The organism is Tamlana crocina, from assembly GCF_012037625.1.
Genome location: NZ_JAAVJS010000004.1, coordinates 1 through 18,090 on the forward strand (window position 1 = coordinate 1; position 18,090 = coordinate 18,090).

Sequence of the window (18,090 nt, forward strand, 5' to 3'; positions counted from 1 at the left end):
CAGCGGAATCCTTTAATGCCAAAATTAAAGCGTTTAGAATGCAACTTAGAGGTGTAAGAAATAAAGAGTTCTTCCTGTTCAGATTAACTCAAGTTTATGCTTAGTCCCCAACTTTTGTACTTGATCCAAAAACACACACTTTTTAAAATTTTAACATTTGGAACTAAATTTTAATGGACTTGCAACAAAAAAATGGAGACACTATCCCGAGAAGTGTGTAAGTTATAAATCGAGGGTTTGGCTTGATTAAAGCCGGACCCTTTTTTCAAATATAGTCAAAAACTGGTTTAAAATAATGCCCCAGTTCCTAATGGGCATCGACCATTTTTTGGTAGCCTCTCGTAAAGCTAAAAAAGTGGACTTCATAACGGCCTCATCAGTTGGGAACGAGAGCTTGTTCTTGGTGTATTTCCTGATTTTTCCGTTAAGGTTCTCAATAAGGTTGGTAGTGTAAATGATTTTTCTGATTTCAACAGGGAACTCATAGAAAGCGGTAAGTTCTTCCCAGTTATCTCTCCAGCTTTTAATGGCGTAAGAGTACTTGTGTTCCCATTTCTGGGCAAAGTCTTCCAGAGCGGCTTTTGCTGCGCTTTTGGTGGGTGCATCGTAGATGTTCTTCATATCCTTTGTGAACTCCTTTTTGTCCTTCCAGACCACATAGCGGCAAGCATTCCTGATTTGGTGCACCACACAGATCTGGGTCTTGGATTCAGGAAAAACGTTTTTAATGGTATCTGTAAAACCGTTGAGGTTGTCCGTGGCGGTTATAAGCAGGTCCTGAACGCCCCTGGCCTTTATATCGGACACTCATCCAAAAGGCTGCCGATTCATTCTTGCCAAGCCAAAGTCCCAAGACTTCCTTTTTACCGTCCCTGCGCAACCCTACGGCGATGTACATGGTCTTGTTGATGACTTTGGAGTTCTCCCGAACCTTGAATACAATGCCATCCATCCAAGTAATTAAATATACGGGCTCCAGTGGTCTGTTCTGCCAGGCAACAATATCATTGGGCACCTTATCCGTGATGCGGGATATGGTGGAGGTGGACACATCAAAATCGTAGACTTCACGGATCTGTTCTTCTATATCGGAATTGCTCATTCCCTTGGCGTAAAGGCTGATAATAACGTTTTCTATGCCATCGACCATGTTGGTGCGTTTAGGGACCAGCATAGGATTAAAAGAGGATTCGCGGTCCCTGGGAACTTTAATATTGGTCTCTCCCAATGCTGTTTTTATCTTTTTGGAAGCATAGCCGTTACGGGTATTGCTGTTATCGGATTGTTGGTGTCTATCATAATCCAGATGCGCATCAAGTTCTCCCTCCAACATCTTTTCGATGCCCCGCTTTTGGATGGATTTTAGAAAGGAGGTCAGTTCGTCCCCTGTCTTGAACTGTTTTAAAAAATCATCGTTCAGAAAATCTTCTTTCTTCATAAGTGTATAAAATTTAAAATTAAACAAAAAAAAATATCGAGGGTTGCAACCCTCGATATTTAAACTTTACACACTTAGTGAGATACTGCCATTTAAAACAGATCTAATTCAAACTATTTTTTTGCCTTCTAAACGGCTAAAAAAAATCTTTTGAACGTCTAAATAGTAACCAAAAAAAGGTCAACCTATTTCAGTATAATACAGTCCACTAAACGCCAAGTTCAAATTACCCCACAGAAATACTAACTTCTATAAGCTTTGCTTTATTAAAGAATACTTCAAAAGGCAGTGCTTCCACCCCAGGCACCATGTTAAAAGTTCTTTCGCCTTCAAGAGCTTTCATTTTAATCGGTACGCTTGCTTTAATCGTAACTAAGCCTTCTGGTTTTTGAACTGTAATTTCAGTGTCACTCACCTTAGTTACTACTTCATTATTTGGTGAAACAATTGGCAATACAAAAGCTGTAGGAGAAGTAATTTCTTGATTCGTTTTAGCCAAAATAGTTGTTCCTTTGGCGCTGCATCTATAGGTAATATCAAAATCGCTTGCAGTTCCTTCTACTAATTCTCTATCTCCATTTTTCAATTTTACATGGGCAACCAAATCTACAATACCATCAGTATCTTTTGTGGCTACAGTAGCAGGTAAATCGTATAAATTGGTATACCAAACCTCATCTTTAAAAGTTTCTATACGCGGCGTTAAGCAAATGTCCTTTCCTGGTTGTACTTGTTGGTTATTCTTTTCAACCATTTCATATTTTGCCATACTTGCGGCACAGATTAAACCAACTTTATTGTGATACAAAATACCTAAACTACCACCTGACGCTTGCCTAAAATCTTCTTTGTAATGGTATTCGGCATCATAAGCACTTACCGTCCCCCTCCAGTCACCTTTGGCAAATAAGTATACATCCAAATCTTTAAAATGTGTTACACCGTCTGCCGAAGTTCTTGGCAACTCTGCGTTTGTATTTATTTCAGGAAGATGTTCCCAATGATCTAAAAGCGCTGTTAAAGGTTTTGCATGTGTAAAGGTGTGGTGAATACAAGGTAAAATACCTGCAGACACGTAATGCGGTCCGCCATGAATTAAACCATCTGATGTACATTGTTTTAAAAGCTTTGTGTTTTTTACAGCAGCTGTTCCAAAAGCGGGATTGATGTGCGCCATCATACCGAATGCTGGTTGACTGCCATCACAAGTTCTACTACCCCAATAGGTCCATTTGTACATGCGGTTACCCCAGCTGTTGTCCCAACCACCATCTGGCATCATAAATTCTAGGTGACTATTTAAAGATTTGGTTAATATTTGTATTAACTCCTCATCGTTATGTTTCAAAGCATACATCACCAAACTATTTAAAGTTTCCTCTACGTTATATCCCAAATCTACACCATGCAGACCTTTTTCACTTAGTTTACTGGAACTCTTTTTACATTCACCAAACAACAATCCTTCATTAGCTGTGAAATACGATTTTACTTGTGACGCCAACGTTTTACTCTTAGCTTTAAAATCGTCTCTTTTCACAACACCTCCAATTAAATCTAAACCATAGACTGCCGTACCTGGGTAATTGATATTTGTAAAATCAATTGTAAAGGTATCGTGAATATACTGTCCTGCTTTTTCAAGACGTTTTGTCCAAGCCTCACGAGTTTCTTTATCTAAAATATGACCATGATAATGCAATGCTTCCGCCAGTGCTATAGCGCCAAAAACAGTAATTCCTTTCCATGATTTTGGGTTTTTTATTACCGTCCAACTACCATCATCTTGAGACACGTTGTTTTCAGCCCAAAGCATTACGAGTTTTGCTGCATCAATATATTTTTTATTACCAGTTTTATCTGCCATATGTAAAAATGGATAGACGGCATCCATACAACGGCCATGTATATGCGAACAAGAAGGACAATCTAAAGCACCATGTTCCGCTACATTAGATGGGTTTACTATTTGCTGCTTTAACATGCCCTCGCACCAATCCTTTAAAAGCCCTGAAATTAATTTTTTGAATTCTATGGAATGTTCGGCATGGTTTTCACATGAATTCAAAATAACTGAAAATGGTAGAGAAACCCCGATTCCTGCAAGGGTGGATAGTTGGATGAAATTGCGTCTTTGCATTTTAATTTTTATATATTTTTGCTCCTAAAAATCTTATTTTATTACCAATTTAGAATTATATATTCGGTTGTCATTTGCCTTAGCTTTTACCAAATAAATCCCGGAAGGCATACTATTATTTTGGGGTATACTAATGACATTGTTGCTAGTTGAATTGCTGTAAACTAGCTCGCCAATTACATTATAAATTTCGATATTTTTTACTCCATCAATGTTTTTAAATGCTACAGTAAATTTGTCTTGTGTTGGATTTGGATATATTTTTAACGACGGTGATGTAAAATTGGCGTCCGCGAGGCTTAAGCTTTCTGCAATGAGTTGCCATTTACTTCTATCATCAGTAGCAAGAGCTTCTATATTAGTAACGTTACCTCCTACTTCGTGGTATATAAACCTTCCGCTGCTACCGGCTTCAAACCTATAGGTGTTGTCTGATTCGTTATAATGTACGGTCCATACTTTATCGCCATCACTTGCTGGAGGGACTTTGGCGGTACTAACAACCGCATAGGCTCCTCCAGAAAACCCAGAACCTGTGGCTCTCAAGATGCCGTAACTCTCACTATCGATATTATAAAAAGCCCCACTTTCAACGAAGTTCCAACGCGTGTTTTCTGCTTCATTTGAATCACTCATGGTAACGGGTGTTGCTCCAGCACCGGCATCGGTTAAAAATTTCCCTGTTGCCACATTTTTTAAACTGTACACCTCGCCAGTTAAACCAGGACTGCTATTATCTACAACTTCTTCCTTTTGGTAGGTTGTATTTGCCCATCTAATTTGGGCTCTCCCCCCTTTAACTCTATAAGCACCATACCTAATACCAGATTCTGTACCTCTTTCCGGTTCAGGAATATTCCATTTGAAATCTGTTCCTCCAATTTTCGCATTACAATAATGAATTTTCTTTGAGGCATTACTTGGGTTTTGTGCAAACCCGACTTCCAGCTCAAAGCTCGTTTCGGCATCTTTAAGAACATTTTTTAAAAACACGATTTCCCTTCCACTGCCTTCTCCTCCGCGAAACAAAATGCGCTCGGCATAAATATCGAATGACACCTGTTTACCAGCATTGGCGCCTGTGCCATAAACAGGTTTCGCCAAATACAAGCAAATTGCTGGATCTGGTGAACCACCACCTCCGGTGTGTTTTCCTTTGGCTTGCGCAATATAGCTGCCATCACCACCAGTACCCGAGGTATCACCAACTTCAAGAATTCGAAATGTTCCTGTGAACTTTGCATAGCTACCAATACCTGTTTCGCCAGATCTGCTCAAAGAACGTTCAATTCTGGGCTGCAAAGTTCCACCGAAATGATTTGAGCCATCCGTTATATTATATACTCCCCAAGTTTTACCATAAACGGAACTTTCACTATAATCAGCGTAACAACTGCGGTCATCAATGGTTCCTACATTAACTGGGTTTGGTAAATCTGATGATGTTCTCGTGGCATTTGTGAATTCAGGAGAACAGCTTAGGTCTGAACTTGTATCTTCATCGGGTGCTGTTTGCGCCGTTATAAAAAGCGAAAAGAGCATAAAACCGAAAAACAAGGGATAAAAAGTAGTTGTTTTCATAGCTATCTTAATTTATAGTTTAATTGATATTATATCAATCTTATGAAATTAAACAGTCCCCAATAAATCTCTGTCCTGTTTTATCCTGATTTCAGGAAAAACAAGGTAATTATTCATTAAAAGATATAAGCTAAGTTATATATAAGTATTAACAACCTTCAATTCACATTCAAAAAAAACAGTTTCAAAGCTGTTTTTTTTGAATGTGAATTTCATATCTCTTCAGTTAGTTCGATGTTATCTATCTACTTATTTCACAATTAACTTAGAATGATGCACCCTATGACTATCTGAAAACACTTTAATGAGGTACATACCAGATTCAAATATAGACTGGCTTTGTATTTGTAATGAATTATTTGATAAGGTATTACTATATACCCGTTCACCCAACAGGTTATAGATTTCTACGTGCTTTTCACCTAACATGTTTTCAAATTCTAATGTGAATTTGCCCATGGCTGGATTAGGATACACCTTTAAAGCTGCATTTTTTAACTGTTGGGGTTCGGCACTCAGCAACGGGCCTCCGGAGCCTATTACGCGCCACTTACTTCTACCATCATCAGCATCCGCTTCAAGGTTATAACACTTACCATCGGTTTGATGATAAAGAAACCTTCCGTAGTTTCTAGCTTCAAACCTAAAAGTATCATCTACTTCGTTATAATGTACTGTCCATATCTTATCAGTATCTGCTGCTGGCGGCGCTTTACCTGTGCTAACAGTTAAATATGGTCCCGCTGAAAAACCTTCTCCAGTAGCACGCAAAATACCATTAACATGGCTATCAATATTATAGTAATCTACACCATCTCGAGTGGTTTTTATAAACTCCCATTTGGTATCATTTGCATCTCCACTATCGTGCATTATCACTGGTTGGCCAGCAGTGGAATTAGTCCCTAGATATTTTCCGGTAGCCACATTAACGAGTTGATAAACGCCTTCGCCATCACCTCCAGTACCGCCACCAGTACTCCCAGATATTTTCATTTTATCGTAATTAAAACCACCTACTTCACCTACAACTTTAATGTTTTGAGCACCTTTTTGAAGCGAAATGGTTGCTTTAGTCCCTTTAAAGTTTGTTAAATTGGGGGTTTTGGTAAGTGATATTGAAGCGAGAATGGTTGTTCCTTTGACTATTTTTAGTTTTTTTGTGGCTCCAGGTGATGCAGCAAATACTTCAACCTCATATTCTCCATCTTCTGGCACATCTATAGTATATTCGGCAAAATCATTAGCTCCCCAAGAGTTTAGATAAAATACCGTATTACTCCATCTGGTAACATTTACCCCACTTTTAGAAGTATAATACTCTGCTTCTATAGTTGATGGAACTTGATGTATTTTAGGATTTACAGTAAGGGTTTTTGATGCTTGTGCGGAAGTAAAATAATCGTTTCCATTTTCTGAAACTGTTATCGTTGCACTACCTGCTCCCAAAATCTGCCTTACTTGGTCATCCCACACAACAGCAACTTGATTATTTGGGCATAAGAACCTTAAATTGGCATCTGGATTATTACTAGTTGCAACCAGACTAAATGCCGGATCTCCAGAAGTTACTTCGGGAATATCCTGAAAAATAATTTCCTGTTGACGTATTGGAACTGTAAGTTCGTGCCCCACAATTGGTGCCGCATTATATGTTTCGTCACCAAACTGTGTGGCATTTATTGTAGCTGTACCAGCACGCTTTACATGTAACTTATTCCCATCTAATATTTCAGCTACATCTGTATTTGTGCTTTCGTACTGTACTGGCAAACCAGAACTGGCGGTAGCATTTAAAGTTTCGTCTGGATTTCCCCAAATGTGAGTCGTTGTGGCTAAAGTGAAATCGATAGTTTGGTTTAACTTTGATGTGTTTGCATTAACCACTAAAGTTTGCCGTATCTCTGGAGCTTCATCATAAGTGCCATCACCTTTTTGGTTTGCAATAATTTCGCAAGACCCTACCCCGATAATTTGCACTTCATTGCCATTAACAATACGTGCAATATTTGGGTTTGAAGATACATAAGATACGGGTAATCCAGAACTTGCTGTTCCATTTAATGTAAAATTAGAATCCCCTTCTATTTTTTCTGCTAAGGCATCGAAACTGATGGTTTGTGCTGTGTATTCTTCTTTTTGTAACTGGAACACAAAACAATGAATTGGCACGGTATCGTTATTTACGGCCTCACTAAATACTACAGCAATTACTCCGTTATCCATGACTGTAATGCTCTTTCTATCGTTTATACCTATAGTAGTTCTAAAATCTTCCCGCCAATTATACGTGCCGGCCAAGGCACTTGTTACAATAAAATCGCCCCCGGTTAAGTTGAATTTATACATTCTGTTTCCATAAAACACCCCTAGAGAACCTTTGTTTCTGTCTTCTTCAAATGCTGTTTCGCCATCTTTTTTGAGGTAGTTGTACGAATCTGTATTTTTCGGATTTATATAAGCATAAATATCATTTTTAGGAGAAATCGCCAACTGTGGCCCTCCTGCCCAACCTGCATTATCTGGAACACTACGTGGGTCTGCAATAAAAAACGGGGTGTGGTCTATAATGGGTAAATCGTAACTTTTCCCATCAAGTGTAGTAGCTTTACTGTCCATACGGGCACCCAATTCCATAACATAAACGCCTTCGTTTAATCTTGTGGGAGATTCAGCCCATCTTGGTGAGTATACATAGTAAAATTTACCGTTAATATACTTAGCTGTACCATAGCAAAAATTGCGTTCGCCTTGGGTTACTTCGTTACCTCTTCCTTTAATAATAGTGACTTCTTCCGACCATGCATCGCCATTGTAATAGGTCATTACAATGTCTCCACCAACCGCAGAGCCCAATCGGCGTTCAAAATACATCTCCCCTTGATCGTTATTGAATAAATCTGGATAGGTAACACCGGTTACTTTTTTTCCTGGGATTAAATAATTTTGCTGCGGCAGAAAGTTGTCCGCTATAAAATCTTCATCTGGGCCAAATGCAATGTTCTTTTTAGACCTAATGTAATTCAAATCTTCATTATGGTGATCGAACATAAGATGTATGGTTCCATCTATTGGGCAAATGCCAATATTGGTGGTTAGATGGGTATCCCCCTTTCCGCCAACCAAACTCAACTTTGCTGGCAGCTCTACATGTACCCAATTACCCTCACCAATCTTTTTGCGAGATACCATTAAACTACGGTCTGCCCATCCGCCACGGTACCAAGTGTAAAACACATAACCGTTCGTTACTTTCATACAATTACCATGTGGGTTTATACTAGCTCCGTAGTGATACGGTTTTGGGTCATCTGGTTTCCAGAAATAAAATGCCTCATCGGTAATTTTTGTATTCTCTAAGAAAGTGACTTGTGCCGATAATTCTTTTGTGAATGCATTAGCCACCAAGAGGAACAATAAAAATAGTTTGTAATTCCTAAATAGTTTTAGTTGTAAAGTTGTTTTCATAATAAGTTTAGTTTGTAATATTTAGTTGGTATGTTTACTTGCCCTTTATTATTAGGTGCTCACAGCTTAGCCATGAGGGCCTATATAAAACCTGAGCTTGGTTATGTTACCTGAAGCTAATTAAAGGGAAGGCACTCCATTCCATATGTTATATGAAATAGAAACACCATCCTAAAAAAGAATGTAAAGGACTCTCTGAGATATGTTATGCATTATTGTGGTAAAGTTTAGTTGTTATAATTAGATGTAAATATCTAAAACACAACACATATAACTATCCTGCACTATATGGTTGGGTGTTCTCTTCTAAATGGAAAAAAAGAATGGGGTAAAATAAATTAATCTACCAACCTCAGTCTCACAGGCCCAATTAAACCAGAATCCTCAAGTTCTGTTTCGTGTTTTTTGGGAGGATTTGTAGTCCAAGTTTTTTTAGCCCCTTTAGCACGTTTATTATCAAAGATTAATTGATTACGCCAAGTGTTAGTCACTTTAATTTTAAGGGTGTTATCTCCTTTTTTTAGCCAATCAGTTATATCAAACTCAAAAGGCGGCGCCCACCTTACCCCCACTTTTTCACCATTACACCAAACCTCGGCGATATTGGCCACTTCACCTAAATTTAAAATTGTAGGTTTAACCATTTCTTCTATTAGCAATGATTTTGAATACGTCATGGTTCCTGAATAATGCTGAATGGCTTCATTGCTTAACTTTGTTAAAGACTTTAATTCTGGAAGTTGAATCGCTTCAGGTGTATCCCACCCATTTTCAAACTGTAAGTTCCAATCCTTTTGAAGTGCTATGTTTTCAACGGAAATCGTTTTAGTTATTTTGTTTCCATTTTGATGAAAGACATAATCTCCCGAAACAGAGGCTACAAACACATTTCCCTTTCTTGATAATTTTGGAAAATCAGCAATATCATGAATCTTAAACCAACCTATCTTTGAATCTAAAATAACCTGTTCATTCAGTGTTACTTTTGAAGCTAAAGCCGTTTTATCTTCTTTTGAAAATACCACAACAGCACTGCCACTCTTTGGCAAAGATAAGGCCACATTTGTTCTGTTATTCTCTCGACTCCAAACCATGGCGTCCTTCTGTTCTCCTGTTAAAGCATCCCAAATTTCTGGACTTAGGTTATTTTCCCTAAAACTTACCGCAACATCTATTGGTTTTTTGTGTTTTGAAGCTACAAAATAAATATGTGCATCAGCAGTTTCTCTATGTATCCAATTGATATCCAAACCTTCTGGAACGATAACATCAGGAGTTATAGTTTCCTCTTTAAGTACCTCATCTAAGGTTTTACCCCAATATACTTTTCCTTTACCAACTTGTTTTTCGCCGCTCTCGGTATCATCCCACATTTCATCCGCAATGGCAAGTAACTCTTTTACATCATCGTCATTATCCATTAAACTAGGTGAGTCTTTAGGTTTATTTCCTAAAATAACTGCCCCATTTTCAACAAGTTCTTTTAGTTTTCTAGCCGTAGAAAGCAACATATTTTCAGAATCCCGAAGTTTAATAACTCTGTAATCACCTCCATTTTCCACATGAATTTTACCGTTTTCCACACTCAGCTTTTCTTGAAGAATTTCAGCATTTAAGTAATCAAAACGATACCCTTTAGGGAATGCATCTAAATCAAACGGCGGACGCTCATAATGGTCGCCATAATACCACAGTACATCTGCCACATATTCGCCTTGCTGTAGTAAATACTGGTTTCTAGTTAAATAATCGGTCCAATCCTTCATGTATGGCCACCATGTTTGTTCTCTAACCAAAGGAAATCCAATATTACCTCCAAAGCTTGACCCTGGATACACCTTTTTTTGCGGTGTATGAGAAAAGGTATGAAACACTAAATGATTAACACCTTTGGCAAAATTATAATCGATTAAATATTTAACAGAAAACGGATGTTCATTCCACTTTACACCAACTTGTGTGCAAGCCTCGGCAGCCAACATGGGTTTGTTGTATAAATGGGTGGCCGAGGCCGCATTGTAAATGGGTTTGGCATACTCGTTTTGAGCCGACGGTGCACTGGGGTACCAAAACTCTGTCATAGGAATATCACTCACACCATAATATCTCATAGGGTCTACAGGCAGCACTTCCCCTCCTGCTCCTTCGGTGTAAACTTCGGCCCCCATATCGTGTGCTACGGTTGCAAAATGCTTGAAGAAATTGTCTATAAAAACTTCGTCCATCGTTTGCCTTAAATCTCTTAAAAATTTCGTAGTCGTTTTTTTGTTATCCACAATGTACCCCATAGTTGCCGGCAGGTATTTTTTCATACTGTAGCCACGTCTGGTTTCAAATTCTTTGAACATATCTTCAGAATTAATTGTCCAAGTTGGCACATGGCTCTCCCAGCTATCTATTAATAAGCCATGTAATTTTCCATCGCCTATGGGGCCGCCATCTTTTATTAAGTTTCCAATCATTCCATTTCGCAAATGGTTTTCAATAGCCACTTTATCGAGTTTGCTCGACTCCCAACCTGTTGCCTCGGGAACTGCTGGCTTATTGGTTAAACGCATATTGATATGGCCAAAACGAACAATAGTCCAATTGCCTTCCGGAATATCCCATGTTAATTTTCCATTGACAGACATTTTATCGGTTAGATTAACAATCGATTCTGTATTTATTATGGTATTTTCAGCATAATCAATCTCTACATATTTCTCTAAACGGCGTAACACTTTGGCGGCTTTTGCTTCATGATTATGCAACCTTGGCTTTGAATTTAATCGAATAAATTCTGGAGCAATACTATGGCTGCCTTCAAACGTAAAAATGAACTCTTTTGCTGTAGTTTCGGGAATGGTTAACGTGAGGTGTTTTCGTCGGTCATTCCAATTGGCATCAGGAATATTTAAGGTTGCAATCTTTACGCGTTTATTATCAATTAATGCTTCAACTTTAACATCAACATCTATAACGGGGTATTCTGTACCCATAATCATATGTCGTGTTTGCGGGAAGGTAATGGTTCTTAAAGTAACAGGTGCATCAAAACTTGTTTTCACCCAAGTATTTTGATTATTTACTTTTGATATACCTTTTGAACGATATGCTTCAAGAGGTTTGTCTAAACGCGTCGTTTTTCGGGTAACGATAATTTTTGAATTTGGGTTGAACATATCCTCCCAAGGCACTACAGTATTATTGGTTTCAATCTTTGAAGGGGTTAAAGGTTTTGAATCATCGCCTTCAACCGTTGGAAAAGCTAAAACTTGAATATCTTTATAATCAAAATCTGTGGTATGATATAAGGAATCTATTTCTAATATTTCATCGAAAGTTTTTCCTCCAGAAATGTGGTATGTGGCTTCAACAACTTCGCGTTGCGCCTCCTCAACAGGCACCCACGGACCACCAGTCATAGACCAGCCTGGACAATTTTGCATAGTAAACTTTAATCCTAGTCGTTGGCATTCGTCGGCCGCATGACGAATCATATCTTCCCATTCGGGCGAGAGAATCTTTATTGGGTCTACACCTGGGTAAGGCCTTCCCGCTTTATTAAACAAATGAATGCCTTGCAAACCAGCTTCTTTTATCGCCTCTAAATCTAAGGTCAAACCCTCTTTAGATATATTATTCCCGTTAAGGTGAAACCAAGTTTCGGGGCGAAACTGCTTTTCGGGATTATTAAAACCTTGACCTAGTTGTTCAAGGCTAATCGTGTTTTGAGCAGTTTTATTTTTTTCAAGTTTCGATTGACAAGTAAAAAATAAAATTGCAAAAAGGCTTAATACAGAAAGACTTTTCATTTGTAATTTTTATTAACTCAATATAATTTGCTGATTAAGCAGTAAATGATCGACAAGGTTTAAATCTATTGGAAATCTAGAAGTTTTTAGTCTCCAAATTAATTTACCTTTCTCAGCTTTATCCCACTCAATCGGGTTTCCCCTTTTTCGGCATTAAAGTCGACAGTTAAACCCTTATCGTCCTCAACAGTAATTAAAAAACGTTTAGAAACACTACAATCGTCCCCAAACTGTTCTTTCAAATTCAAATCCTTCCAAATTGGTTTTCCATTTATAGCGATAGTCATCACATTTTCACCTTTAGATTTGAGTTCAGCAAGCAATAAAGACAACTCATACGTTCCGTCTGGTACGTCAAATTTATAGGATTTAATGCCAATACGCTGGGTTTGATAAATCGGGTCGTTCTCCGTGCCCTTAACACTCACATTGGTACCGATATTATTTCTTCGTTTACTTTTGAACCTTAAAAAATCACCTCCAACATATCCAAAACCACCTTCTTCATAGGGTTTATCGGGCATCCATAAATAATCTACATTATCGGTTTCTATAAAATAGCAGTATGAACCCACATTAATGGCTATTTCTTGGAATGGATTGGTTTCACTTTTCAAATTTTTAGGCTGAAGGGTAAAATCTATAATTGCGAAGTCTTTAAGCGTTTTTCCATCTTTTTCTGAGACCACTTCAATTAAATTTTGCCCCTGTTTAAATGGTACCTCAAAGGTTGCCGTTGCAAAATCAAACTTTCGTTTTCCTTGTGAAGTGCCGTTTATGAACAACTCTACCTCTGTTCCATTTCCAACCACAGTTATGGGTTGGGTGGCCACATTAGTCCCTTCATTATCTTCAACACCGGAGCGCTTATTCCATCCCTTTGAAGAAATGGCTAAAAAGGGTGTTTTCTTTAAAAGTGCTTGATATAAATAATAGGCGTCTTTCTTTTCTCTTTCAGCAGAAACAATACCTTTATTATTGATATGTGGTACAGCGTCTATTCTATGTTCTACCTGAAAATCGGCATAATTCCAGACATTCGCCCCAACAATTTCGGGTATATCCAAAATGGCCTTCATATAAGCTTTATGTAACAAAAATTGGTACTCTACACTAAAATCAAATCGGGTGGGGTTGTAGGTTCTTAACCTTGGGTCCGAACCTCCCCCGTATTCACTTAAAATTAAGGGTTTATCAGGGTTAAAGGCCTGTGTTCGTTTCACTAAATCCCGCAAATTTTCATCTATTTGCTCCAGTTCATCCCTATACCAACCATAGTATTTATTATATCCAACTAGCTCTGTTACGCGAATACCTAACTTATCCTGATACGCCGGTTCCCTGAAGAACACGGTGTATGAATAGCGTGTTTCATCTTCTTCTTTTATCGTTTTAGCTAAAGCTTTATGCGTCTCTATAAAATGTTTTGTGTAATCTTCCCCTAACTTATCCGGGGCTTGCATCGTAGTTTCGTTTCCTAAATTCCAAGCTACAATAGATGGGTTATTATAATTAAAACGAATAGCCTCTCTAAGCATTTTAATACTGTTCTGTTTTCCGGCTTCATTGGCCGCCGCCTTATCCACAAAAGGGATTTCTAGTGTTGCCACAAAACCCATTTTATTACACATTTCTAGAATAGCAGGGTCTTGAGGATAGTGGGCAATACGTAAAAAATTAGACCCCATGTCCTTCAGTAGTTTCATATCGTTACGATGAATTTCATCACTTACCGCATTGGCTTTACCTAAAAAATCCTGATGGCGACAGGTCCCTATTAATTTGGTTTGCTTCCCGTTAATAAAAAAGCCTTTGTTAGCATCGAAACTAAACCATCTGAAGCCTACTGGGTTTTCGATTCTATCGTAAATATTTCCCTTTGTATCCACAATTTCTGAAACCAATTTGTACAGATACGGGGTTTCTGGCGACCATAAATTAGGATTTGTTATTGCAAATTCACTGAACACATCTTTCCCGTATGAAGACTTGGTTTTTACCTGCTTTACTAAACTACCATTCGCATCGTATAATGACTGCTTAACGTAATACCTTCCTTTTTTAGGTTGAACCAACTTAGATTGTACTGAAACTTTTGCCAATGTTTCCGAAACCTCTGGTGTTCTTATAAAAATAGCATTCGCCCCTAAATTGGCCACTTCAAAGTGTACAGGTTTTGTAATGATTAAATGCACGTCGCGATATATTCCTCCATAAAATGAAAAGTCAGCCGATTGCGGTATAATTTCGTCGTTATGGGCATTATCTACTTTTACGGTAATTTCATTTTTACCCGCTTTAAGTGATGCCGTAATATCTCTTGCAAATGTGGTATAACCACCAATATGATTTTCACCCACGGCTTTACCATTTATGTAAAGTGACGTTACTTGATTTGCCGCTTCAAAAAGTAAAAAGACCTGCTGGTTTTCATAAACCTGCGGAATATTTAGTGTCCTTTTATACCAACCCTCGCCACGATAATAACCATCCTCATCATCTAAAATATCTTCCGTATTCCATGAATGTGGGATAGTTACGTTTTCCCAAACAATAGTCTCGTCAGTATCAAAAGGTTGCTCTAAACTTCCTTTATAAAAATGCCAAGCTTCATTTATGGTTTCTATATGTCTTACTTGTTGTGCATAATTCCACAGAGAAGATAGCAATAATAGTAGTGATAGTAGTTTTTTCATTTAGTTTAGTATATTTCGAAAAATGATATTAGTTAAATTCAATAACATCGCTTGGTTCAAAACCTATACGATGCGCTTGAACCATTAACTTGTATCCTTTGGGCAGTTGTACTGGCTCTTGATACACTTCCCACGATTGTGGTGCGTTGCCGTTCTGATCCATAATTTTATAGCCAATAGAAGCTCCTTCTGTTTCACAAAACACTTGCACTAAGCCATCTTTAGCAGTAATAATGGGTTGTGCTGTTTCGGGCTTCGTGTCTTTACCGGACCATAGTTTTTCAACTAATTTAGCCTCGTCAAGATTTGGTTCGTCTCCAATTTCACTCAACCATCGATCCATTTCAGAACTGAGTTCGTCCAACTTTTCCTGATATTCTGGTTGGTCTGCCAGATTGTTCAGCTCGTAGGGATCAACCGCACAGTCAAATAATTCTTCCTTTGGCTTTTGCTCCCTAAACCATTGCATCTGGACATCGTTTAATTTACCTTCGGCCTTCAATCTTAACAATTCCTGCATGGTTGGTATTTTTTCCCTATAAGCCACTGGCAAATAGTAGCCTTGTTCTGGCCGGTAATTGCGGATGTATTTAAAGCGACTATCCCTAACGGCTCTTATGGCGTCCGTAAACCCATCAAACCTGTCGGCGGCGGCGTGGATGTATTTTCTATCTTCGGCTTTATGGTTTCCTAGAAAGGCTTGCCCTTGCATGTATGGTTTTGGTGCTTCCCCTATAATTGACAATAAAGTTGGCGCAAAATCTATAAAACTGATTAATTGATTATCCTTTGTACCTGCTTTCATTTTATTAGGAAAACGAATGATCATCGGGGTATTCAAACCAGAATCATAAATTAAGCGTTTTTCCCTTGGCAAAGGTCCACCGTGATCACCGTAGAAGCATATAATTGTATTTTCGAGCAATCCATCCTCCTCTAACTGTTTCAGTATGGTACCTACTTGGCTATCCATTTCAGCTATATTATTGTAGAGCTTCCACATATCGCGTTTTACGGCATCAGTATCTGGAAGATATGGCGGTATGTTAAATTCGGTATCTTTTGGTAAATGCTGTTTTGTTGCATCTTCAACTGTACGATTTTTGGCGTGATTCGCCCCTTTGTTCTTCCAACTGTAACTTCTATCTCCAGAATGGTAATGTCTGGTTTCTATTTGTCTGAAGCCATAAGGTTCAAATAAGCCAGACTCGTGGGTTTCCGTAAAATTAAACACGGCAAAAAATGGTTGATTATCCTTTCTATTGCGCCAGTGTGCATAAGGACTGCTTTCATCCCAGGCCGTAACGGGCTCCTTAAATTGATAATCGGTTTTGTAATTGTTGGTGCAATAATACCCCGCTTGTCTTAACCACTCACTTATCATTTTCGCTTCAGAGGGTGGTACAGCTTCATATTTTGGTATACCAATTTCATCATTATAAGAATTGACACGCATGTGATTAGCACCAATACTTGATGGGTACATGCCAGTTGCAATGGCGGCCCTACTTGGTGCACAAACCCCTGAGGTAGAATACAAATTAGGATAAATTACGCCCTCGCTTGCCAGTTTACTTAAATTAGGAGTGGCTACTGTGGAATCCCCAAAGGGCGGTATGTACGGCCCCATGTCTTCGGTTACCAACCATAAAATATTAGGTCTATCAGGAAGGCTTAAGGTGGCCTCCCCACTAACCGTTGTTTGTGATTTATCTTTTGAATGGCATCCCACCAAACAGACAAACGCGAATAATAAGGCTTGAAAAAATTTCATAAAAATAAAATGAAAAGAAAAAAGGATAGTAATTAAATTAATATCCTTTTTGATTCTTGTTTTTGAGTTTAGTCTAATTTTAAGATTTCGCTACCTGCCAATAAAAAGGCTCCTGTTCCAAAGTTCTGCCAGGAGTCAGCCGACGCAGGTTCTGGGAAGGCTCCAATATTTTGAACCCAACCTACACGTCCGTCATCGTGCTGACAGGCTTTTAAAGCATGCCAAGCTTTTTTAACAGCGGTCGTATGTTTTTTATCAATCAAACCATTATTAATGCCCCAAGCTAGTGCAAAGGTGTGGAAACCACTACCACTTACCTCTCCGTGGTCATAGGATTCTGGGCATAACAAACTGGTTCTCCATAAACCATCCTCTGGTTGCAATTTTAATATGGCTTCTGCCATTTCTTTATAAAGGTTCTCATAGAAGGGGCGATGCTCATAATCTGTTGGCATATCGTCTAAAATCAACGCTAAACCAGAAAACACCCAACCATTTCCTCTGGACCAAAATACTTTTTTACCGTTTGGCTCTTTAGTGGGATTATCATTGCCTTCCCAAACAAAACGCATATCTCTGGCAAATAATTGCTCTTCTTCATCGTACAACTGATTGTACGTTTGCATATAAAACTTATGCATTTCATCTAAATACTTGGGTTGTTTAGTATGCTTAGCATATAAATTAAGTACAGGAGGTGCCATAAAAAGGGCATCGCACCACCACCAAAGAATGGTTCTGCCGTATTCACTTTTATCAGTTCCTGCTTTCCAGTTATCATCTTCGTATAAATGCGCATCTAAGAACTTTTTAGTTGGCTCTAAATCTACAAAATTTTTCCTTTTCTCGTTCCTGTCGATGTATATATAACTATATGAAATAGCAACATCATCGGCATGATGCAAGCGTGTGTAGGTTTGCCAATTGTTCCAATAGGCTTGATTTTTTAGGGCGGCCATGTACATCATATCTTTGGTGGTCTTGTGGGCTCTTGCAACTCCTACATAATAGGCTCCTGCCGTCCAATCTGTTGGTGCTAAAGCAAAAATAGGGTGAGCTTCTTGCCATTCCAGAGCCTTAATCATAGAGGACTTGACCTCCTCTTTATTTATAGCCTGTACTTCTGCAACTTTTTGTGCAGTGGAACAATTGAATAATAATACAACTGCTAAAAGTGTTAAAATTGTTTTATTCAT

The 18,090-nt window shown here is 38.4% G+C and carries 7 protein-coding genes and 2 pseudogenes; 1 reads left to right on the top strand and 8 read right to left on the bottom strand.

The window, feature by feature from the left end:
• Positions 1–104, top strand: a pseudogene (locus tag HC176_RS19950) (ISAon1 family transposase); the annotation flags it as partial.
• 142 nt (positions 105–246) lie between these two features.
• Here HC176_RS19950 and HC176_RS03485 read toward each other — a convergent pair.
• The 8 genes and pseudogenes from HC176_RS03485 to HC176_RS03520 form a co-directional block, all read right to left on the bottom strand.
• Positions 247–1,438, bottom strand: a pseudogene (locus HC176_RS03485) (IS256 family transposase).
• 226 nt (positions 1,439–1,664) lie between these two features.
• Positions 1,665–3,578 (bottom strand): ulvan lysase-like protein, encoded by a 1,914-nt coding sequence (locus HC176_RS03490; protein WP_167916807.1) that lies wholly within the window; start codon positions 3,576–3,578, stop codon positions 1,665–1,667.
• A 33-nt stretch (positions 3,579–3,611) separates the two neighbouring features.
• Complete coding sequence (locus tag HC176_RS03495) at positions 3,612–5,159, bottom strand: T9SS type A sorting domain-containing protein (RefSeq protein WP_167916808.1); 1,548 nt, start codon at positions 5,157–5,159, stop codon at positions 3,612–3,614.
• Positions 5,160–5,408: 249 nt separating this feature from the next.
• Positions 5,409–8,627, bottom strand: a complete 3,219-nt coding sequence (locus tag HC176_RS03500) for a BNR-4 repeat-containing protein (RefSeq protein WP_167916809.1) — start codon at positions 8,625–8,627, stop codon at positions 5,409–5,411.
• A 338-nt stretch (positions 8,628–8,965) separates the two neighbouring features.
• Positions 8,966–12,424 carry a glycosyl hydrolase gene (locus tag HC176_RS03505; RefSeq protein WP_167916810.1) on the bottom strand — a complete coding sequence of 1,153 codons (3,459 nt, stop codon included), beginning with the start codon at positions 12,422–12,424 and terminating at the stop codon, positions 8,966–8,968.
• Between the two features lie 98 nt (positions 12,425–12,522).
• Positions 12,523–15,120, bottom strand: coding sequence for a glycoside hydrolase family 2 TIM barrel-domain containing protein (locus HC176_RS03510; RefSeq protein WP_167916811.1), 2,598 nt, complete (start codon positions 15,118–15,120; stop codon positions 12,523–12,525).
• A gap of 28 nt (positions 15,121–15,148) precedes the next feature.
• Positions 15,149–16,894: a sulfatase family protein gene (locus HC176_RS03515; RefSeq protein WP_167916812.1), complete on the bottom strand. Its 1,746-nt coding sequence runs from the start codon at positions 16,892–16,894 to the stop codon at positions 15,149–15,151.
• A gap of 68 nt (positions 16,895–16,962) precedes the next feature.
• Complete coding sequence (locus HC176_RS03520) at positions 16,963–18,090, bottom strand: glycoside hydrolase family 88/105 protein (protein ID WP_167916813.1); 1,128 nt, start codon at positions 18,088–18,090, stop codon at positions 16,963–16,965.